Source organism: Streptomyces sp. A0592, assembly GCF_004795115.1.
In the GTDB taxonomy this organism is placed as follows: domain Bacteria; phylum Actinomycetota; class Actinomycetes; order Streptomycetales; family Streptomycetaceae; genus Streptomyces; species Streptomyces erythrochromogenes.
Genome location: NZ_SSBM01000040.1, coordinates 1 through 20,971 on the forward strand (window position 1 = coordinate 1; position 20,971 = coordinate 20,971).

At 73.6% G+C, this 20,971-nt stretch carries 16 protein-coding genes; 10 read left to right on the forward strand and 6 right to left on the reverse strand.

Annotated features, from left to right (window positions below; all coding sequences use genetic code 11):
* Positions 1-305: 305 nt before the first annotated feature.
* Positions 306-1,400, reverse strand: a complete 1,095-nt coding sequence (locus E6U81_RS33615; protein WP_037633113.1) for a DUF5925 domain-containing protein — start codon at positions 1,398-1,400, stop codon at positions 306-308.
* A 205-nt stretch (positions 1,401-1,605) separates the two neighbouring features.
* On the opposite strand from E6U81_RS33615, the gene E6U81_RS33620 reads away from it, so the two are divergent.
* Positions 1,606-2,409, forward strand: a complete 804-nt coding sequence (locus E6U81_RS33620; RefSeq protein ID WP_136233825.1) for an SGNH/GDSL hydrolase family protein — start codon at positions 1,606-1,608, stop codon at positions 2,407-2,409.
* On the opposite strand, the gene E6U81_RS33625 is transcribed toward E6U81_RS33620, so the two are convergent.
* Positions 2,379-4,103: a serine/threonine-protein kinase gene (locus tag E6U81_RS33625; protein WP_136233793.1), complete on the reverse strand. Its 1,725-nt coding sequence runs from the start codon at positions 4,101-4,103 to the stop codon at positions 2,379-2,381. The two genes, E6U81_RS33620 and E6U81_RS33625, sit on opposite strands and share 31 nt — an antisense overlap.
* Before the next feature lie 290 nt (positions 4,104-4,393).
* On the opposite strand from E6U81_RS33625, the gene E6U81_RS33630 reads away from it, so the two are divergent.
* On the forward strand, positions 4,394-4,663 hold the full coding sequence (locus E6U81_RS33630; protein ID WP_172671376.1) for a hypothetical protein: 270 nt from the start codon (positions 4,394-4,396) through the stop codon (positions 4,661-4,663).
* Between the two features lie 52 nt (positions 4,664-4,715).
* Here E6U81_RS33630 and E6U81_RS33635 read toward each other — a convergent pair whose 3' ends face one another.
* Together E6U81_RS33635 and E6U81_RS33640 are read right to left on the reverse strand one after the other, a co-directional pair.
* Positions 4,716-5,912 (reverse strand): CaiB/BaiF CoA-transferase family protein, encoded by a 1,197-nt coding sequence (locus E6U81_RS33635; protein ID WP_136233794.1) that lies wholly within the window; start codon positions 5,910-5,912, stop codon positions 4,716-4,718.
* A 122-nt stretch (positions 5,913-6,034) separates the two neighbouring features.
* On the reverse strand, positions 6,035-7,168 hold the full coding sequence (locus E6U81_RS33640; protein ID WP_168714809.1) for a type ISP restriction/modification enzyme: 1,134 nt from the start codon (positions 7,166-7,168) through the stop codon (positions 6,035-6,037).
* Between the two features lie 148 nt (positions 7,169-7,316).
* Here E6U81_RS33640 and E6U81_RS40185 point away from each other — a divergent pair, with 148 nt between their 5' ends.
* Positions 7,317-7,478 (forward strand): hypothetical protein, encoded by a 162-nt coding sequence (locus tag E6U81_RS40185; protein ID WP_167344737.1) that lies wholly within the window; start codon positions 7,317-7,319, stop codon positions 7,476-7,478.
* 48 nt (positions 7,479-7,526) lie between these two features.
* Here E6U81_RS40185 and E6U81_RS33645 read toward each other — a convergent pair whose 3' ends face one another.
* Both E6U81_RS33645 and hmgA read right to left on the reverse strand, forming a co-directional pair.
* On the reverse strand, positions 7,527-8,276 hold the full coding sequence (locus E6U81_RS33645; RefSeq protein WP_136233796.1) for a GntR family transcriptional regulator: 750 nt from the start codon (positions 8,274-8,276) through the stop codon (positions 7,527-7,529).
* 68 nt (positions 8,277-8,344) lie between these two features.
* Entirely contained in the window at positions 8,345-9,673 is a 1,329-nt protein-coding gene (gene hmgA, locus E6U81_RS33650) for a homogentisate 1,2-dioxygenase (protein ID WP_136233797.1), read from the reverse strand.
* 241 nt (positions 9,674-9,914) lie between these two features.
* Between hmgA and E6U81_RS33655 the strand changes: the two genes are divergently transcribed.
* The 7 genes from E6U81_RS33655 to E6U81_RS33685 all read left to right on the forward strand — a co-directional run bounded on the left by E6U81_RS33655 (position 9,915) and on the right by E6U81_RS33685 (position 20,948).
* A complete protein-coding gene (locus E6U81_RS33655; RefSeq protein ID WP_136233798.1) occupies positions 9,915-12,218 on the forward strand; it encodes a right-handed parallel beta-helix repeat-containing protein in 2,304 nt (767 codons plus the stop codon).
* A gap of 248 nt (positions 12,219-12,466) precedes the next feature.
* The gene (locus E6U81_RS33660) at positions 12,467-13,300 is read left to right on the forward strand and encodes a hypothetical protein (RefSeq protein ID WP_136233826.1); all 834 of its coding nucleotides are present in this window, start codon (positions 12,467-12,469) and stop codon (positions 13,298-13,300) included.
* A gap of 172 nt (positions 13,301-13,472) precedes the next feature.
* A complete protein-coding gene (locus E6U81_RS33665; protein WP_136233827.1) occupies positions 13,473-14,777 on the forward strand; it encodes a hypothetical protein in 1,305 nt (434 codons plus the stop codon).
* 35 nt (positions 14,778-14,812) lie between these two features.
* A complete protein-coding gene (locus tag E6U81_RS33670) occupies positions 14,813-15,433 on the forward strand; it encodes a TetR/AcrR family transcriptional regulator (protein WP_136233828.1) in 621 nt (206 codons plus the stop codon).
* A 241-nt stretch (positions 15,434-15,674) separates the two neighbouring features.
* A complete protein-coding gene (locus E6U81_RS33675) occupies positions 15,675-17,873 on the forward strand; it encodes a molybdopterin-dependent oxidoreductase (RefSeq protein ID WP_136233799.1) in 2,199 nt (732 codons plus the stop codon).
* A 73-nt stretch (positions 17,874-17,946) separates the two neighbouring features.
* Positions 17,947-19,440 (forward strand): citrate:proton symporter, encoded by a 1,494-nt coding sequence (locus E6U81_RS33680; RefSeq protein ID WP_136233800.1) that lies wholly within the window; start codon positions 17,947-17,949, stop codon positions 19,438-19,440.
* Positions 19,441-19,535: 95 nt separating this feature from the next.
* Positions 19,536-20,948 (forward strand): aldehyde dehydrogenase family protein, encoded by a 1,413-nt coding sequence (locus tag E6U81_RS33685; protein ID WP_136233801.1) that lies wholly within the window; start codon positions 19,536-19,538, stop codon positions 20,946-20,948.
* Positions 20,949-20,971 lie beyond the last annotated feature (23 nt).

The window sequence follows — 20,971 nt, forward strand, 5'->3', positions numbered from 1 at the left end:
CGGCGGTCGGCCGTCCGGCTCGGCGGTCTCCGCCGCCACCGAAGCCCTCCGGGTCAGGTACGCCGCGAAGTAACCGCCCCGCCGGGCCCGGCCAGAGGCCCGCCCCGCCGGCCTGCGGCCCGCCCCCGCGGTCCGGCCTTTCGGCCGTTCGGCTCGGGGAGACCCGCTGCAGGGCGCGCGCCCGGCCTGCCGCTGGGGGCTCCGCCCCCGGACCCCCGCGCCGCAAGCGCCGCGGGGGCGGCTCTGCGCCTCTCCGCGGCCGCCGGCCGGCCGGGCCGGAGCCTGGTCCCGCCGACCGCCGGAGGCTACAGGTACAGACCCGCCTCCGAATGGGGCTGCGGCGGCAGGATCGCCGCCGGGCCCGTGCCGCGGCGCAGGGCGAAGAGTTCGGCCAGGGTGGCGCCCTCCCGGGGGACGCCCTCGTCGGTGCCCAGCCAGTCCACCGCCTCGCGGTGGGTCAGCCGGCCGACCTCGATGCGGGCCAGGCAGCGCCCGGGGCGGACCACCGCGGGGTGGAGCCGTTCCAGGTCCTCGTTGGTCGTCACTCCGACCAGGACGTTGCGGCCCTGCCCGAGCAGGCCGTCCGTCAGGTTCAGCAGCCGCGACAGCGCCTGGCCGGCCGTGTGCCGGGCCTCGCCGCGGATCAGTTCGTCGCAGTCCTCCAGCAGCAGCAGCCGCCAGCGGCCCTTCGCCGTGCCCTCGTCCTCGCCGATCGCGATGTCCATCAGGTAGCCGACGTCGTTGAACAGCCGCTCCGGGTCCAGGACGCAGTCCACCTGGCACCAGTCCCGCCAGGACCGGGCGAGCGTGCGCAGGGCGGAGGTCTTGCCGGTGCCCGGCGGCCCGTGCAGCAGGAGCAGCCGGCCCGCGATGTCGTCCGGGGTCACCTTCATCAGCCGGTCCATCGCGCCGGCGACCGGCGCGGTGTAGTTGGGCCGCACCTCCGCCCAGGTACCGGCCGCGATCTGGCGGGTCGTCCGGTACGGGCCGCGGCGCGGGGAGACGTACCAGAATCCCATCGTGACGTTCTCCGGCTGCGGTTCCGGCTCGTCCTGCACGCCCTCGGTGGCCTTGCCGAGCACGCCGGCGGCCAGTTCGTCGCTGACGGCCGTCACGGTGACGTCCGCGCCCCGGCTCCAGCGGGAGACGAGCATGGTCCAGCCCTCGCCCTCGGCGAGGGTGGCACTGCGGTCGCTGTCCCGCGCCGAGCGCAACACCGTGGCCTCCGGCGGCAGGAGGGTCGCCTCCGCCTTGACCCGCTCGATCGACACGCTGTGCGAGTAGGGCTGCTCGCCCGAGGCGAACCGGCCGAGGAACAGCGCGTCGACGACGTCCGACGGCGAATCGCTGTCGTCGACGTTGAGCCGGATCGGCAGCGCGTCATGCGGGTTGGCTGGCATGGCGCCCATGATCCGGCACGAGGTGGCCCCGTGCACCCGTGTTTCGCCGGATCGGGTGCCAAGTTCCCTCTTCAAACGCAGGACGGGTGAAGATTCGGGCCGCAACTCCACTCCGAACATTCTTGGCATGGACACTTCCGGCAACCCCCGGCTGCTTGTACCAACAACTCAGGAGTAACCCCCACAAGGAGCCGCACACATGAGCATCAGAATGTCGCGCTTCGCTGCCCTGACCTCCTCCCTCTTACTCGCTGCGACCGCCGCACTGTTCGGCGCCGGCCAGGCGGCCGCCGCCCAGGCCGACTTCGGCTACGTCGCCCTCGGCGACTCGTACTCCTCCGGCCTCGGCGCCGGCAGCTACGACGGCGCCAGCGGCAACTGCAAGCGCACCGCCCGCGCCTACCCCGCCCTCTGGGCCGCGGCCCACTCCCCGCAGACCTTCGCCTTCACCGCCTGCTCCGGCGCCCGTACGGGTGATGTGCTCTCGGGCCAGCTCGCCCCCCTCAACTCCGGGACCGACCTGGTCAGCATCACCATCGGCGGCAACGACGCCGGATTCTCCGACGTCATGACGACCTGCGTCCTCCAGTCCGAATCCACCTGCGTCAACCGCGTGAACCAGGCCAAGGCCTACGTGGACTCCACCCTCCCCGGCCTGCTCGACCAGGTCTACAACGCCATCGACAGCCGGGCGCCCGCCGCCCGCGTCGTCGTCCTCGGCTATCCCCGCTTCTACAAGCTGAACGGCAGCTGCACGACCGGTCTGAGCGAAGGCGAGCGCGCCGCCATCAACGGCGCCGCCGACCACCTCAACGCCGCCATCGCCAAACGCGCCGCGAACCACGGCTTCACCTTCGCCTCGGTCGCCGGCTCCTTCACGGGCCACGAGATCTGCTCCGGCAGCCCGTGGCTGCACAGCGTCAACTGGCTGAACATCGCCGAGTCCTACCACCCGACCGCCGCCGGACAGTCCGGCGGCTACCTGCCCGCCCTCACCAACGCCGCCTGATCCTCCCCGCCGGTCTCCGGGGTCGTCCCGGCGCTCGCCGTCGGCGACGCCGGGGACGGGCTCGCACCGGGGGAGTAGGCCCCGCCCGACGGGGTCGCCTTCTCGCACGCCACGGAGGTCGCCACCCACTCGGTGGCGACCTCCGCCGGTCCCCGCACCTCCAGCCGGACCGCGTCCTCGAAGACCTCGCCGGGCACGTGCGTGAGCTCGGTGTGATCCAGCCGCCGGCTCTTCGGCCCGGCCGCCTCGTACGTGACGGACTGCCAGCCGGGCCCGGACGTCCGGCCGCTCCGCGTGGCCCAGCGGTACTCCAGCACCACCGGGATCCGATCCACCTCGACGGTCGCGCCGAAGGCGGGCGCGCCCCCGGCGGGCGGCGGACAGCTCCCGGCGTACTTGGTGCGCACCGCGTCGACGTACACCGAGACGTGCAGGCCCGCGCTCGGCGAGGCCGGGGCCGAGGCCGATGCGGGCGCGGACGCCGGCGCGGTGGCCGTCGGGGCCGTGGTGGCGGCCGGGACGGTGGCCGAGCCCGTGGGGGCACCTCCGCTCCCGCCGCGGCCGCCCTTGTCCCCGAAGTCCTTGAGCAGTACCCAGCCCAGCGCGGCCAGGGCGAGCAGCAGCAGGACGATCCCGGCGAAGAGCACCGGCCCGGCCGCGCCTCCGCCCGTGCCCCCGGCCGTGGCCGTGCCTCCGCCCGTGCCCCCGCCCCCGTCGTACCCGCCCGCCGGAACCGGCCCGGGCGCGGGAGCCGGGGGCGCCTGCGCCCCGTACGGCCCGCCGCCGCCCTGCGGTTCGTGGCCGAGGCGGGCCGTCGGCATCGGCGCACCCGCTCCCGACACCGGCCCGCCGGAGGCCCGTACGGCTCCGCCCGCGCCCACCACCCGAAGCATCCGGGCGGCCTCCGCCGCGTCCAGCCGCTCCGCGGGTTCCTTGCGCAGCAGCCCCGCCAGTACGGGCTCCAGCGGACCGGCCCGGCGCGCCGGGGGCGGCTCCTCGTCCACCACGGCCCGCAGCGTGTCCAGCGCGGTGGCCTGCCGGAAGGGCGTGACCCCCTCGACGCAGGCGTAGAGCATCACCCCGAGCGACCACAGGTCCGACCCCGGGCCGGGATCGCGTCCCAACGCCCGCTCGGGCGCCAGGAACTCGGGGGAGCCGACCACCTCGCCCGTCATGGTGATGGCGGAGGAGCCCTCCAGGCTCGCGATCCCGAAGTCGCTGAGCACCACCCGGCCGTCGTTGGCGATCAGCACGTTGGCCGGCTTCACGTCCCGGTGCAGCACCCCCGAATCGTGCGCGGAGCGCAGTGCGGCCAGGACCTGCTCACCGATGTGCGCCGCGCGCTGCGGGGTCATCGGCCCCTCCGCCTCCAGCACGTCGGCCAGCGAGAGCCCGCGCACCAGCTCCATCACGATCCAGGGCCGGCCGTCCTCGGAGGCCACGTCGTAGACCGTGACCACCCCGCGGTGCGAGACCCTGGCGGCGGCCCAGGCCTCCCGCTCCAGGCGCCGGTACATGCGCTGGAGTTCGGCGGCGTCCAGCCCGGCCGGTGCGCGTACCTCCTTGACGGCCACGTCGCGGGCCAGCACCTCGTCCCGGGCCCGCCACACCACGCCCATCCCGCCGCGGCCGATCTGCTCCAGCAGCCGGTAGCGCCCCGAGACGACACGATCGGAGTTGGATTCCTCACTCACGCGAGCCCCCCGAATGCTTCTGTGCGCCCATGGGTCATCGACCCGTCACTCCAAGTTAGCGCAGCGAGCGTCGAGCGGCCCCTGTCGTGACGAGACTCGCGCCGAGCTCTTCCGGAGGGTGATTTCCGCACCCGCTTCTGTGCGGAGAGTAACGGGCGACTCCGCTGAGTAATCGTCAACTCCCCGTCGCCACAGGGGTAATTCACACCACCGGGATACCCGCGGGCAACGCGGGGGCGATAGGGTTAACCTGCCCGGGCCGGGTGCCCTCGTACGGGTGGGGAGAGATCATGGAACAGATAGCAATGCGCAGCAGGCCGCCTCGCGTGCCTGCCATCACCTGCGGCAGCAGTGCGACCAGCTCGCGCCTCGACCGCCACCTCGCCGTGCTGGGCGGACCCGCCGTCCCGCACCGGGAGGCCGCGGAGGCGACGCTGCTGATGCGCGAGCTCACCTCCCGCGACCACACGCACCGTCTGCGGAGCCGGAGCGCGCGCGTCTCGCTCTTCGCGCCGCTGCGCCGTCTGCGTCGCACGCTCTTCGGCAGCCGCCGCTCGTAACAGACCCCGCACCCGCGGCCGTTGGCCCTCCCGGCCTGCGGCCACCCCGGCCCTATGCGATCACACCGTCCCGGCGCAGTTCCGAGATCCGTGCGCCCGCCATCCCCAGGGCGCGCAAGAGGTCATCGGTGTGCTCACCCAGCGCGGGCACCGCACCCATGTGCGGTGCCGCGCCGCCCGGCAGCCCGATCGGCGGCAGCAGGGCCCGCAGCGGACCGACCGGCGATCCCACCTCCCGCCACCGGTCCCGGGCCGCGAGCTGCGGATGCCCGGCCAGTTGCGCCACCGAGTTCAGCCGCGCGCAGGCGATGCCCGCCGCCTCCAACCGCGCGATCGCCTCGTCGGCGCCCAGCCGGCCCAGCGCCCGGGCCACGACCGCATCGGTCCTCTCCCGGTTCCCGGTCCGCGCCGTGTTCGTCGCGTACGCCGGATTATCGGCCAACTCCGGCTGCTCCAGCACCTGTTGCGCGAGCCGCCGCCACTCGCGGTCGTTCTGCACCGACAGCAGCACCCGGTCTCCGTCCGCCGTCGCATAGGCGTCGTACGGGGCGATGACCGCGTGCGCGAGCCCCGTGCGCACGGGCTGCTCCCCGCCGTGCATCGTGTGGTGCAGCGGGTGCCCCATCCATTCGGCGAGCGCGTCCAGCATGGACACCTCCACCCTGCCCCCGCGCCCGGTGACGCCGCGGCGCAGCAGCGCGGCCAGCACCCCCGAGAAGGCGTACATGGCCGCCGCGATGTCGGCCGCCGGGATCCCCGCCTTGACGGGCTGCTCCGGGGTGCCGGTCACCGACACCAGCCCCGCCTCGCACTGCACGAGCATGTCGTAGGCGCGCTTGTGGGCGTACGGGCCCTCGGCGCCGTAGCCGGACACGTCCACGGCGACCAGCCGCGGGTAGCGGGCGCACAGCGCGGCCGAATCGAGCCCGAGGCGGGCGGCGGCGCCCTGGGCGAGGTTCTGCACGAAGACGTCCGCACCGGCCAGCAGGCCGTGCAGCACCTCGCGGCCGCGCGGGTCCTTCAGGTCGAGCGCGATCGACTCCTTGCCCCGGTTCGCCCACACGAAGTGCGAGGCGAGGCCGTGCGCGGCGGTGTCGTAGCCGCGGGCGAAGTCGCCGCCGTCGGGGCGCTCGACCTTGATCACCCTGGCGCCGAGGTCGGCGAGCTGACGGGTGGCGAAGGGGGCCGAGACGGCCTGTTCGACGGTGACGACGGTGATGCCGTCCAGAGGCAGCGGTTCGGTGGTCATGAGCCCTGCCTACCGGGTCGGACGGGGGTCTGTCACCACGCGGCGGACGATATGCGCCGTTGGTCGCCCATGAGGACCGGTTCAGACCCGCCCGCGGGCGGGCCGCGGACCGCCGCGGGCGGTCAGAGCAGGGCGAACTGGCCGCCCGGACCCTCCTCCTGGTGGTCCAGCACCGAGGCCGGGCGCCGGGTCCAGGCCGGCGGCGGCAGCACCCCGGCCGCGCGCAGCTCCGCGGCCGGCAGGGCCGGACCGGGCTCGAACGCGGCGCGCTCCGGAGCCAGTTCGGCCAGCAGCGCCAGCGTCGTCACCAGCGCGAGCAGTTCCGAGGTCCAGCTCTGGGGCCACTCGGCGGGCCCCAGCGCGGCCAGCCCGTCGGCCTCCGGTCCCCGGTGCGCCGTACGGGCGGCCAGCCAGCCCTCCAGCACGCGCACGCCCTGCACCTCGTACTCCCAGGCCCCGGCCGGCACGGGGGAGACCGTCCCGCTCCCCAGCCCGAGCGTCTCCGTGTCCGCGTCGTACGAGAGCTCGCGCGGCCACCCTCCGACCGCGGAGCGGACGTACGGGCGGCGCCCGCCGGGCAGGCGGGGCGCCTCCCCGCCGCGTGCCCCGCGCAGCTGGACGGTGAGCAGCCGGTGCCCCAGCTCCAGCCCGGCCCGCCAGCGCCCGGAGTCGGCCGCGAGCGGGACCTCGTACCCGTGCGGGCCGGGCCGGCCAGCCGCCAGGATCCAGCACAGGACGTCCTCGGGGGTCACCCAGCCGCCGTGGCGCTCGCCCAGCAGCGGCAGCAGGCCGGGGGCGAGGTTCGGCTCGGCGCCGCCCGGGCGCCGGTGCAGCGGGCGGATCCGGCCGAGCCGGCCGCCGCGGCCGGCCGGCAGGTGCGCGGTGACCATCGGCTCCGGGGTCTCGACGAGGAACAGCTGGTGCTCGTCGCGGACCCGCCAGAGCTCCGGGCGGGCGGTGTCGATGAGCCGCTGGTCGGGCAGCAGCCACTGCTCGTCGAAGGGCTCGCGCAGTACCCGTACGGGGTCGGGGCAGGGGCCGGGGGCATCGGCGAACCGGGCCGTGGCAGCCGACCGCTGACCGGGCAGCGCGGCCGCCGAGGCGGTGGGCGTGCGGCTGCGGCTCGGGCGGAACAGCCGGTCCCGCTCGGCGCCTTCGGAGCCCGCCAGAACGGTCCAGCGGGTGCGCAGGGCCGCCGGATCGGGTGCGGCCACCCAGTCCCGGCCCAGGCGCAGGCCGCCCACGGCCCAGGGCATCAGATCGTCCAGCAGCGGGTCCGGCTGCGGTGTGTCAGCGCTCACGCCGCCGATGGTAGCGACGGGCTCCGATGGCCGGGCTGCGTCCAGGCCGAAGAGCTACGCTCCTTATATACGGATACGTACGGTATCGACCGAGGAGACGGTCATGAGCCAGTACGACGAATACTCGACTCCGTCCCAGGCCGAGGGCGAACGCCTCGACGAGGACATGGACGAGGCCCAGCGCAAGGAGCGCCACCCCCAGACGATGCGCACCACGCCCTCCCAGGCGGAGGGCGAGCGCACCGCCGACGACGAGAAGAAGTGAGCCGAGCGGCGTGACGCCCCCGCGTCCGTGGGCGGGCGGTCTGCGGGGTCAGTGCGCGTCGACCGTCACCGTGAAGGAGAACCGGTCGCCCCGGTAGCGGATCCGCGCCACGTCCACCACCCGCCCGTCCTCGGCGTAGGTCACGCCCGTGTAGTGCAGGATCGGGCTGAGCAGCGGGACCTGGAGCAGTTCGGCCGTCTCCGGGTCCGCGAGCCGGGCCTCCACGGTGTCCGTGATCCGGCTGATGCGCACCCCCACGACGTCCCGCAGCACCTTCGTCATCGGCCAGCGTTCCAGATCGGCGACGTCGACGGCCTCCGCGAACTCCGGCAGGACCGCGTTCTCCGCCCAGTTGGTCGGCTCACCGCTCTCACGGTCGCGCCGCAGCCGCCGGTACGTGACCACCTCGGACGTGTCCGGGAAGTGGTCCAGCAGCTCCCCGGCCACGGGGGTGCGCCCGTGGCCGAGGACGGTGGTGCTGTCGCCGGACTGCTGGGCCACGATCGCGTCGACCGAGCCCAGCAGCCGGACCGGGGTGCTGCGCAGTGCGCCCGGCTCGATGAAGGTGCCGCGCCGCCGGTGCCGGCTGATCAGGCCCTCGCCCTCGAGCTCCTTGAGCGCCTGCCGCATGGTCAGCACGCTCACCCCGTAGTGCTCGGCCAGCTGCTCCTCGGTGGGCAGGCGCAGCGAGGCGTCCGGGGTGCGCCCCAGTATCGAGGCGCGCAGTGACTGCGAGACCTGGTACCAGAGCGGGAGCTTCCGGTTCAGGACCAGCGAGTCGGGGGCGAAGGCGGTCACGGGTGGATCTCCGAACGGCTGGACGGGGCTGACGTGCGGCGGCGCATGCGCAGGGTACGCAGTGCAGGTCAGGCGCGGAAGTGGCGCTGCAGACCCTGCCACACGTCGTCGTACCCGCGCTGGAGGTGGTCCGCGCCGGCCGCCTGGGCGGTGGCGGTGATCGGCCAGCGGGTTTCGAACATGAAGGCCAGGCCGTCGTCGATCTTCTGCGGCTTCAGCTCGGCGGCGCTGGCCTTGTCGAAGGTCTCGTGGTCGGGCCCGTGCGCGGACATCATGTTGTGGAGCGAGCCGCCGCCGGGGACGAAGCCCTCCGCCTTGGCGTCGTAGGCGCCCTCGATCAGGCCCATGTACTCGCTCATCACGTTGCGGTGGAAGTACGGCGGGCGGAAGGTGTCCTCGCCGACCAGCCAGCGCGGCGCGAAGACCACGAAGTCCACGCCCGCCAGGCCCGGGGTGTCCGAGGGCGAGGTCAGGACGGTGAAGATCGACGGGTCCGGGTGGTCGTAGCTGATCGTGCCCAGGACGTTGAAGCGGCGCAGGTCGTAGACGTAGGGGACGTGCGTGCCGTACCAGGCGACCACGTCGAGCGGCGAGTGGCCGTAGGTGGCCGACCAGAGGTTGCCGCAGAACTTGTTGATCACCTCGGTGGGGCGCTCGACGTCCTCGTACGCGGCCACCGGGGCCCGGAAGTCGCGCGCGGCGGCGAGGCCGTTGGCGCCGATCGGGCCGAGGTCGGGCAGGACGAAGGGCTGGCCGTAGTTCTCGCAGACGTAGCCGCGGGCGTCGGCGTCCAGCAGCTCGACGCGGAAGCGGACGCCGCGCGGGATGAGGGCGACCTCACCCGGGCGGGCGCTGAGCAGGCCCAGCTCGGTGCGCAGGAGCAGGCCGCCGCGCTCGGGGACGATCAGCAGCTCGCCGTCGGAGTCGCTGAACACCCGGCCCGTCATGGACGCGTTGGCGGCGTAGAGGTGGACGGCCATGCCGGTGCGCTGGGTCGCGTCGCCGTTGCCGCCGAGGGTCCACAGGCCGGCCAGGAAGTCGGTGCCGGGGGCCGGGTCGGGCAGCGGGTTCCAGCGCAGCCGGTTCGGGTCCGCGGGCGCCTCGGTGAAGGGGGCGGTGCGCAGGGCGCCGTTGTCGACCCGGGTGAAGGGCGGGTGCGCGGCCGAGGGGCGGATCCGGTAGAGCCACGAGCGGCGGTTGTGGCTGCGGGGCTCGGTGAAGGCGCTGCCGCTGAGCTGCTCGGCGTAGAGGCCGAGGGGTGCCCGCTGGGGCGAGTTCCGGCCGAGCGGCAGGGCGCCGGGGACGGCCTCGGAGCTGTGTTCGTTGCCGAAGCCGGTGAGGTACTCCAGTGCCTCGGCCGTCTTCCTGGCCTGCTCGCTGCCGGCCTGCTCGCTCATGTGCTGCTCCCGCTCCGTCGAAGGAATCCTATGGTCGACAGTAGGATTCCGCGGCCCGCTCGTCAACGGCGTCCTGGCGGCGCCCGCCGGGAGTCCCGCCGGGAGTCCCGCCGGGAGTCCACGGGCGGGGCGGGAGGAAACGGCAGGATCCGGGAGGAAGGGCCGTGGGGCGGCCGGGCGGGGGCGCGGATTCGCTCCCGGGGGGATCACAAAAGATGAACATTGCTCTACTCTCACGCGCATGTCGTGGACCCGCAGGTTTCCTGCCGTGCCGGCGGCGCTCCTCGCCGCCCTCCTCGCCCTCCTGTCACTCTTCGCCGCCGCGCCCGCGGCCCGCGCGCACGAAGAGCGCCCGGTCACTTTCCCGGACGGCTCCGGCTCCGTGCCGCAGTACCGCAGGGCCGACCCCGACCTCATCGTCTGCAAGACGGACCGGCCGGCCTTCGAACGCCGGATATCCGCCTTCCCCGAGGAGCTCAAGGCCCGCAACCTCGCCCTGTACGAGCGCTGCGAGCAGAGCGGCTACCGGCACCTCCAGGAAGCCGTCGACGCCGTGGACCGGCCGGGGATGAACATCGCGATCCTCCCCGGCCTCTACGAGGAGGAGCCCTCACTGCCCAAGCCGACGGGGGAGTGCGCCGCGCTCAAGGCGCCCGACTCCGCGCTGGGCTACCAGATCCTGTCCTACGAGCAGCAGGTGCAGTGCCGGCACAACCAGAACCTGGTCGCCATCCTCGGCAAGAAGAACCTGCAGATCGAGGGCACCGGAGCGAACCGCCTGGACGTGGTCGTCGATGCCAAGTACCAGAAGCTGAACGCCATCCGCGCCGACAAGTCCGACGGCGTCTACTTCCGCAACTTCACCGCCCAGCGCACCACCTTCAACTCGCTGTACGTGCTCGCCGCCGACGGCTTCGTCATCGACGACGTGCTCACCCGCTGGAACGACGAGTACGGCTTCCTGACCTTCGCCAGCGACCACGGGCTCTACAAGAACTGCGAGTCCTACGGCAACGGCGACTCGGGCATCTACCCCGGTAGCGCCTCCGACATCAACGACGGCCGCGGCTACGAGGTCCCCCGCTACTCCATCGAGATCACCGGCTGCCGCAGCCACCACAACATGGTCGGCTACTCCGGCACCGCGGGTGACTCGGTGTGGGTGCACGACAACGAGTTCGACCAGAACATGGGCGGCGCCTCGATGGACAGCGCCTTTCCCGGCCACCCCGGACTCCCGCAGAACCACGCCAAGTTCGAGCGGAACCTGATCCACGACAACAACCAGGACTACTACCGCCACGTCGCCGACGGAACCTGCGCGAAACCGCCGATCGAGCGCGGCTACGAACGCGGCGTCGTCTGCCCGCAGATCTCCATGCCGCCGGGCACCGGCATCATCACCGCGGGCGGCAACTGGAACCTCTACGAGGGCAACTGGGTGTACGGGCACGAGCGCGCGGGCTTCTTCCTCAGCGCGGTCCCCGCCTTCATCCGCGGCGAGGAGGCCTGGTCGAAGCAGACCGACACCTCCCACCACAACCGCTACGCCGGCAACGTCCTCGGCAAGGACCGGTCCGGCGCATCCCGCCCCAACGGCATGGACGTCTGGTGGGACGGCCAGGGCAGCGGCAACTGCTGGCAGGACGGCCCCGACGGGTCCACCCCCGGCACGGTCCCGCGGTGCGGCGAGCGACGGGGCGACGTCACGGGGGCGTCGGCCCGCCTGGTGGGCGAGCCGGTCAAGCTGGTCCAGCTCCTCGTCTGCGCGGACTACAACGTCCAGGCCCGCAAACTCCCGGCCGGCTGCGACTGGTACGGCGCGCGCGGACCGGAGCGGGTGGAGACCCAGCTCGCGCTGGCCGTGGCCGCGGTGCTGCTGCTGGTGGGCGGGGTCCTGTGGTGGCGCCGCCTGCGCGGCTCCAGCCTGGGCACGGCCGCCACGCTGCTGGGCCTGGCCGGCCTGGTCCTCGACGTGGCCGGCTCCACCATGGCGCTGACCGCCACCTTCGTTCCGGCCCTCGCCCTCCTGCTGCTCGGCCTGTGGTGGACGGGAGCCGGCCTGGTGCTGCGCCGCACCCGCCCGTGGCTGGCCCGCCTGACCCTGCTGCTGGCCGGGCTCACCCTGCTGGACGCCTTCGACAAGGCGGTCCTGATGATCCCGTGGATCCCGCTGAGCCCCGCCTGGGTGCGGGCCCTGGTGGCCGTGGTCTGGGTCCTGTGGGCGGTCGTCGCCTCGGCCCGGCCGGGCGCCGCCCCGGCCCACCCCGCCGGCCCGGGCGACGACCCCGAGGGCGACCGCGCCCCGGCCCCGCCCGGCCCCGCCCGGCCCCTGCACGAGGCAGCGGCGGGGCCGTCAGGTCAGATCAAAGCCGCCGAGGCAGCTCCGGCAGCCGGGACCACCGCGGCGGCCGGGACCACCACGGCAGCCGGGACCACCACGGCAGCCGGGACCACCGCGGCGGCCGAGGCACCCGGGGCAGCCGAGGCGGTTCCGGGAGCCCGGGAGAGTCAGGCGCCCCGAGCCGCAGGAGGCCAGGCATGATCGAGCAGCCCGAAGACCGGCCCGGCGCCCGGTCCCCGCACCGGCCCTGGTGCGGGACCAACACACGGCTCGCGGACCGGGTCGAGGCACGGCCCGATGGCCGGTCCCCTTGCCGGTCCGAAGGCGGGACCGGCAAGGGGACCCGCTGCGACGACTGCGGTACGCCGTCCCGCGCCGCCGGGGCCACCCGGGCGGCGCGCGGGCACCGGCGCACCGCCCGCACCGGCGAAGCCACCCGCACCGCGGCCCTGCTCGCCGTCGCCCTGCTCCTCGCAGGCGGCGCGGCGACGGGCTGCGGCGGGCGGGCCACCACCCACCACAAGCCCGGCACCAGCCACGAGCAGGCCTCCGGCAGCGTCGGCACCCTGCTCGCGACCGCCGACGCGGCCGGCCACAAGCTCCGCGAGGTCCCGGCCGAGGGCGCCCCGGAGGTCCGACTGGGCCTCCGCCCGGACTCCGAGGACGGCTGGAACCTCCAGCTGAGCGTGAAGAACTTCCGCTTCACACCCGACAGCACCGGCGGTGCCGCCCTCCCGGGCGCCGGCCACGCCCACCTGGAACTCGACGGACGCAAGATCGCCAGGCTGTACGGGCCCTGGTTCCACCTGCCCGCGGCGCAGGTCCCCGAAGGTGCGCACACCCTGACCGTCCGCCTCTACGCGGACGACCACACCGCCTGGGCGGTCTCCGGCAAACCCGTCGAGGGCGCGGCGCAGCTCACCGCTCCCGCGCCGGGCACGCCCGGCGGCCACAGCCACGGCGAAGCCCCTTCGCAGCCGCCCCCGTCAGCGCAGGCACCGCCCCCGGGCCAGGAGCAGGTGGACCGCACGGTCACCATCACCGTCCGGGACGGCAAAGTCAGCCCCGCCCCGGCCCGCACCGAACTGCGGCGCGGAGAACGCGTCGCCCTGCGCGTCACCAGCGACCGCGCGGACACCCTGCACGTCCACGGCTACGACAAGGAACTCGCCCTGCCGGCGGGCCAGGAGGCCACCCTGATCCTGACGGCCGACCGCACGGGCCTCTTCGAGGTCGAGACCCACGAGTCCAGCCTCGTCCTGACCCAACTCCTCGTCCGATGAACGCCCGCCACGCCCCACCCGCCCCCGACGCCCCGGCCCGGCCCCCCGGGCCCGGGCCCGGGATGCGAGGCCGATCCATCGGCGGCACGCGGTGCTTGGCGGTCCGATGGTGAGCCCGAGCCCCCTCGGCCACGGCCTCGGCCTCGGTGACGGCCACGGTCACGGCCAGGGCGTGGTCCTTCACCCGGCCGAACCGTTCACCGCGCTCGCGCACGGCATCGGATCCCAGCACGATCTGCCGATCTCTCCCTTCTACGCGTTCGCCGGAGCCTTCGCCGCGCTGTTCGTCTCCTTTCTCGCACTCGGCCTGCTCTGGTCCACCTCCCGCTTCCGCGGAGAGCACTCGGGCCTCGCCCTGCCCGCCGCCCTCCAGCGGGTGGCCGACGCGCCGACCACCCGAACCACCCTGCGCGGGCTCGGACTCGCCGCCGCGCTCACCGTCCTGCTGTACCTCCTCCTCGGTCCCGACGACCCCGCACACAACCCCGCTCCCGGCGCCGTCTACGTCCTCCTCTGGGTCGGACTCGTGCCCGCCTCCCTCCTCCTCGGCCCCGTCTGGCGCCTGCTCAACCCGCTGCGCACCCTGCACCGCCTGCTCTCCATGGCCCTGCGCCGCCCCCGTACCGGCCACCACCCCCTTCCCGTCCGGCTGGGGCTGTGGCCCGCCGCCGCCGGACTGTTCGGCTTCACCTGGCTCGAACTCGTCTCTCCCGATCCCGCATCCACCACCACCCTCCTGATCGCGCTCGCCGCCTACACCACCGCCCAGCTGCTGCTCGCCGCCCGCTACGGCGAGAGCTGGTTCGCCGACGGGGACGCCTTCGAGGCGTACTCCGCCCTCCTCGCCCGGCTCTCCCCCCTCGGCCGCCGCAGCGATGGCCTCCTCGTCCTCCGCAACCCCTTCCACGGACTCGACGCGACGCCCGAGCGGCCCGGACTCGTCGCCACCGTCTGCGTCCTCCTCGGATCCACCGCCTACGACGGCTTCGCCGACAACCCCTCGTGGATCAACACCCTCCAGACCTCCCCCCTCGGCCGCACCCCCACGGCCACACTCGGACTGCTCGGCTCCATCGCCCTCGTCGCCACCCTCTACTGCCTGTGCGCCGCGGCCACCCGCCTCGTCAGCGGCCCGCACCCCGGCCCGCTGACCGCCTTCGCGCACTCACTCGTGCCGATCGCCCTCGGCTATCTCGTCGCCCACTATTTCTCCCTCCTGGTAGTCGAAGGGCCACGCACAGTAATCATGGCACTCGGCACTGACAACGCCCCCGAACCCGCACCACCACTGGGCCCGGGCGGCCTCGCCGCCCTCCAGGTCATCGCCGTCGTCACCGGCCACGTCCTCGGTGTCGTCGCCGCCCACGACCGCTCCGTACGCCTCTTCCCGCCCGCGAAAGCGGTGGCCGGACAGCTGCCGCTGCTCACCCTGATGATCATTTACACGATCGGGGGCCTCAGCCTCCTGCTGAACTGAGGCCCCCGCCGGACCCGGAAGCGAGGAACGGCATGATGGACCCCGTGCCTCCCGCCCACTCCCTGCGCCGTACACCGATCCAGCAGCGCAGCGCCGACCGGCTCGCCCGGATCCTCGACGCCTGCGCCGAACTGCTGGACGAGACCGGGTACGAGAACCTCAGCACCCGCGCCGTCGCCCTGCGCGCCGGTGTGCCGATCGGCTCCGTCTACCGCTTCTTCGGCAACAAGCGGGCCATGGCCATCGCTCTCGCCCACCGCAACCTGGACCGATACGTCGACGGCATCGCGGACCGCCTCGACGGCCTCCCCGCCACCCACTGGCGACCGGTCGTGGACGCCGTACTGGACGAGTACCTGGCGATGAAGCGGAGCGTGCCCGGCTTCGCCCTCGTCGACTTCGGCGTGCCCGCACCGCCGGCCGGGGACAACGAGGGCGACCCCAACCACCAGGTCGCCGCCCGCCTGACCGAACTGCTCTCCGCACACCTCGGCCTGACCCGCGACGCCACGCTGGAGCGTGCGGTCCTCGTCGCCGTCGAGGCCACCGACGCGCTCATCCAACTGGCCTTCCGGAACGACCCGGCCGGGGACCCCGCCATCGTCGCCGAGACCCGCGCGATGATGCACGCCTACCTCGCCCGCGTACTGGACTGAGCCGGCCCCGCTTCGCATTCCTCCCGGCCCTCGGTATCCCTCGGTATCCCTCGGTATCCCTCGGTATCCCTCGGTGTCCCTCCCGGCCCCGCCGATGTCACCCCTGGCGCGCCCGTATCCCATCGGCCCGCCCGCGTTTCGTGACGGCCGGGGCGTGCACTCCCTCGCCACCGTGCCTACCGGTCGGTATGCTCGGGGCTCCCCGCACGACCGCGCCGCAGCCTGCCGCCCTGGAGGGCCCATGCCCCGCACCGCCCTGCGCATCTGCCCCCTCTGCGAAGCCACCTGCGGCCTCACCCTCACCATCGAAGGCGCCACGGTCACCGGCGCCCGCGGTGACCGCGACGACGTCTTCAGCCGCGGCTTCATCTGCCCCAAGGGCGCCGCCTTCGGGCAGCTGGACGCCGACCCCGACCGCCTGCGGACCCCCCTCGTCCGCCGCGACGGACGACTGCAGGAGGCCACCTGGGCAGAGGCCTACGACGCGATCGCCGCCGCCGTGCCCGGCCTCGTCGCGAAGGGCGGACCCCAGTCCGTCGGCGTGGTCCTCGGCAACCCGAACGTGCACACCATGGCCGGCGCCCTCTACCCGCCGCTGCTCCTCAAGACCCTCGGCACCCGCAACCTGTTCACCGCCAGCACGCTCGACCAGATGCCCAAGCACGTCTCCAGCGGGTTCCTCTTCGGCGACCCCCTGGCCATCCCGGTACCCGACCTCGACCGGACGGACTTCCTGCTGCTCCTGGGCGCCAACCCGGTCGAGTCCAACGGCTCCCTCTGCACGGCCCCCGACTTCCCCGGCCGGCTCAAGGCCCTGCGCGCCCGTGGCGGCACCCTCGTCGTCGTCGACCCGCGCCGCACCCGCACCGCCGCACTCGCCGACCGCCACCTCGCACCGCGCCCCGGCAGCGACGTCCTCCTGCTCGCCGCCCTCGCGCACACCCTGCTCGCCGAGAAGCTCGCCGCCCCCGGGGTGCTGGAGGAACACGTCGAAGGGCTCGGGGAACTCGGCGCCGCCCTCGGGAGTTTCACACCTGAGGCCGTCGCACCCGCCTGCGACCTCAAGGCCGACGAGATCCGCAGCCTCGCCCGTGAACTCGCCGCCGCACCCACCGCCGCCGTCTACGGACGGATCGGCAGCTGCACCGTCGAGCACGGCACGCTCGCCAGCTGGCTCGTCGACGTACTGAACATCCTCACCGGCAACCTCGACCGGCCCGGCGGAGCCCTCTTCCCGCTCTCCGCCACCGACCGCGCCCCCCGGCCGGCCGGTCCCGGCAAGGGCTTCACGGTCGGCCGCTGGCACAGCCGGGTCAGCGGCCACCCCGAGGCCAAGAGCGAACTGCCCATCGCGGCCCTGGCCGAGGAGATCGAGACGCCGGGGGAGGGGCGGATCCGCACCCTGATCGCCATCGCCGCCAATCCCGTCCTGTCCGCACCCGACGGCGACCGCCTCGACCGGGCGCTGGCCGGCCTCGACTTCATGGTCTCCGTCGACCCGTACTTGAACGAGACCTCCCGCCATGCCCACGTTGTGCTGCCGCCGCCACCGCCCGCCCAGAGCGCGCACTTCGACTTCGCCTTCAACGCCTTCGCCGTACGCAACCAGGCCCGCTACTCGCCGCCCGCCATCCCCCTGGAGGAAGGCCGGATGGACGAGTGCGAGATCCACGCGCGCCTGATCCTCGCCGTGTCGGGGCTGCACGGAGCCCCGCCCGGGGCCGTCGACGAACGCGTCATCGCCGACACCCTCGCCCGGGCTGCCGCCGACGCGCACTCGCCGCTCCACGGCACCGACCCCTCCGTGCAGGCCCGCCGGTTGACGGGGCGCACCGGTCCGGAGAGGCGGCTGGACATGATGCTGCGCCTCGGGCCGTACGAGCTGGTCCTCGACGACCTGCTGGAGGCGCCGCACGGCATCGACCTGGGACCGCTGAGGCCCCGGCTCCCGGAGGTGCTGAAGACGCGCAGCGGCAGGATCGAGCTGCTCCCCGACCCGATCGCGGCCGAGCTCCCCAGGCTGCGCGCGGCCCTCGCCGACCGCCCAGCCGCCCTGGTGCTCGTGGGCCGCCGCCATCTGCGGTCCAACAACAGCTGGTTGCACAACGTCCCGGCCCTCGCCGGAGGTTCCAACCGCTGCACCCTCCAGGTCCACCCGCAGGACGCGGCCCGGCTGGGCCTGACCGACGGCGGCCGGGCCAGGGTCGCCGCCGACGGCGGGAGCCTGGAGGTGCCCGTCGAGGTCACCGAAGCCGTCCGCACGGGAGTGGTGAGCCTCCCGCACGGCTGGGGCCACGACCGCGCCGGCGCCCGCCTCGGCGTTGCCTCCGCCACGCCCGGCGTCAACGTCAACCAGCTGCTCGACGGCACCCGGATCGACCGGCTCTCCGGCACGGCCGTGCTCAACGCCTTCCCCGTCGAGCTGACACCCCTGCCCTGAGCTGGGGTTTTGCTCGTATTGCTCACGCGCCGACGTCTTGTTGGCGAAAGGAGGCGGCGCCTACCTTCCCCCCATGCTGACCTTCCTCGGCTTCGCCATGATCGCGACCTTCCTGGTCCTGATCATGCTGAAGAAAATGTCGCCCATCGCGGCGCTCGTCCTCATTCCCGCACTGTTCTGCGTGTTCGCAGGAAAGGGCGCACACCTCGGCGACTACGTCATCGAAGGCGTCGGCAAGCTCGCTCCGACCGCCGCCATGCTGATGTTCGCCATCGTCTACTTCGGCCTGATGATCGACGTCGGCCTCTTCGACCCGATCGTCCGGGGCATCCTGCGCTTCTGCAAGGCCGACCCGATGCGCGTCGTGGTCGGCACGGCAGTCCTCGCCGCGATCGTCTCGCTCGACGGCGACGGATCGACCACATTCATGATCACGGTCTCGGCCATGTACCCGCTCTACAAGCGGCTCGGTCTGAGCCTGGTGGTGATGACGGGCGTCGCGGCGACGGCCAACGGCGTCATGAACACCCTGCCCTGGGGCGGTCCCACGGCCCGCGCGGCAACCGCCCTCAAGCTCGACGCCGCCGACATCTTCGTCCCGATGATCCCGGCCCTCGCGGTGGGCCTGCTGTTCGTGTTCGTCCTGGCGTACGTCCTCGGCCTCAGGGAACGCCGCCGCGTCGGAGTGCTGGCCCTCCCCGGTCGGAAGGCGCCGGCCGCCGAGGACGCCGACGCCGTCGAGGACGTCGAGGATGGCCGGGAGGACCTGGTCGGGGCCGCCACCGCAAACGCCGCCCAGTCGGCCTCCGCCGGACCCGCGGTGTCGAGCGCGGGCACCGGGCCGGCCCCCGCCGCGGCCTCCACCTCCCCTTCCACCTCCACCTCCCCTTCCGGCGCGGGCTCCGGCCCCGACCCCGAGGACGGGTTCCAGGGCCTCGACCCCGACCGGCCCACCCTGCGCCCCCGCCTCTACTGGTTCAACGCCGGCCTCACCGTCGCCCTCCTCACCGCGATGATCATGGAGTGGCTGCCCATCCCGGTGCTGTTCCTGCTCGGTGCGGCCCTCGCCCTCACCGTCAACTTCCCGCACATGCCCGACCAGAAGGCCCGGATCGCCGCCCACGCCGACAACGTCCTGAACGTCGCCGGCATGGTCTTCGCCGCCGCCGTCTTCACCGGGGTCCTCACCGGCACCGGCATGGTCAAGGACATGGCCGACTGGCTGGTCGGCGCCATCCCGGAGGGCATGGGCCCGCACATGGCGCTGGTCACCGGCCTGCTCAGCCTGCCGCTCACCTACTTCATGTCGAACGACGGCTTCTACTTCGGGGTCCTGCCCGTCCTGGCCGAGGCCGGCGCCGCCCACGGGGTCTCCCCGCTCGAGATCGCCCGCGCCTCCCTCGTCGGCCAGGCGCTGCACATGTCGAGCCCGCTGGTTCCGGCCGTCTACGTCCTGGTGGGCATGGCCAAGGTCGAGTTCGGCGACCACACCCGATTCACCGTGAAGTGGGCGGCCCTCACCTCCCTCGTCGTCCTCGCGGCAGGGATGGTTTTCGGCATCATCTGATGCCCGCCGCCCCTGGCCGACGAAAACTACCGACGCTAGTTTGTAGGGTGGCGGGGAGGTCGGATCCACGCGCTCGCGCACTCGGGAGGAATGCCATGAAGGCCCAGGACGGGATGTACATCGACGGCGCCTGGCGGCCCGCCGCCGGAACCGGCCGGATCGAGGTCGTCAACCCCGCCGACGGCCAGGTCATCGCCCAGGTCCCGGCCGGCACCGAGGAGGACGTGGACGCGGCCGTACGCGCGGCCCGTGCGGCCCTGCCCGGCTGGGCCGCCACGCCGCCGGCCGAACGGGCCGCGCTGATCGGTGCGCTCCGCGACGCACTGCAGGCCCGCAAGGGCGAGCTGACGGAGACCGTCACCGCCGAACTCGGCGCCCCGCTCGGCTTCGCCAAGGCGGTCCACGTCGGCTCGTCGATCGCCGTGGTATCCACCTACGTCGAGCTCGCCGCCTCGTACGCCTTCGAGGAGCGCATCGGGAACTCCACCGTCCTGCTGGAGCCGGTCGGCGTGGTCGGGGCCATCACGCCCTGGAACTACCCGCTGTACCAGGTCGTTGCAAAGGTGGCACCCGCTCTCGCCGCCGGCTGCACCCTCGTCCTCAAGCCGGCGGAGGACACCCCGCTGACCGCACAGCTCTTCGCCGAAGCCGTGCACGAGGCGGGGATCCCGGCCGGTGTCTTCAACCTGGTGACCGGTACGGGCCCGGTCGCGGGTCAGGCCCTGGCCGCCCACGAGGGAGTCGACTTCGTCTCCTTCACCGGCTCGACCGCCGTCGGCAAGCAGGTCGGCGCGACGGCCGGCGCCGCCGTCAAGCGCGTCGCCCTCGAACTGGGCGGCAAGTCGGCGAACGTCATCCTGCCCGGGGCCGACCTGCCCAAGGCCGTGGCGGCGGGTGTCGGCCACGTCATGAACAACACCGGCCAGAGCTGCAACGCGCTCACCCGGATGCTCGTCCACCGGGACCAATACGAGGAGGCCGTTTCGCTCGCGGTCGCCGCCGTCGCCGACCACCCCACCGGCGACCCCCGCACCGCGGGCACCCGCGTCGGCCCCGTCGTCAACGCCAAGCAGCACGAGCGCGTCCGCGGCTTCATCGCCAAGGGCGTGGAGGAGGGCGCGCGCCTGGTCGCCGGCGGACCGGACGCGCCGTACGAGCACGGGTACTTCGTCGCCCCGACCGTGTTCGCCGACGTGACCCCCGACATGGCCATCGCCCAGGAGGAGATCTTCGGCCCCGTGCTGTCGATCCTCGCGTACGAGGACGAGGACGAGGCCCTGCGCATCGCCAACGGCACCGTCTACGGCCTGGGCGGCGCCGTCTGGGCCGCGGACGAGGAGACGGCCGCGGCCTTCGCGCGCCGCATGGACACCGGGCAGGTGGACATCAACGGCGGCCGCTACAACATCCTCGCGCCCTTCGGCGGCCACAAGCAGTCGGGTGTAGGCCGCGAGCTGGGCCCCCACGGCCTGGCCGAGTACCTCCAGACCAAGTCCCTGCAGTTCTGAGCCGCAGCACCCGCGGCAGCCGC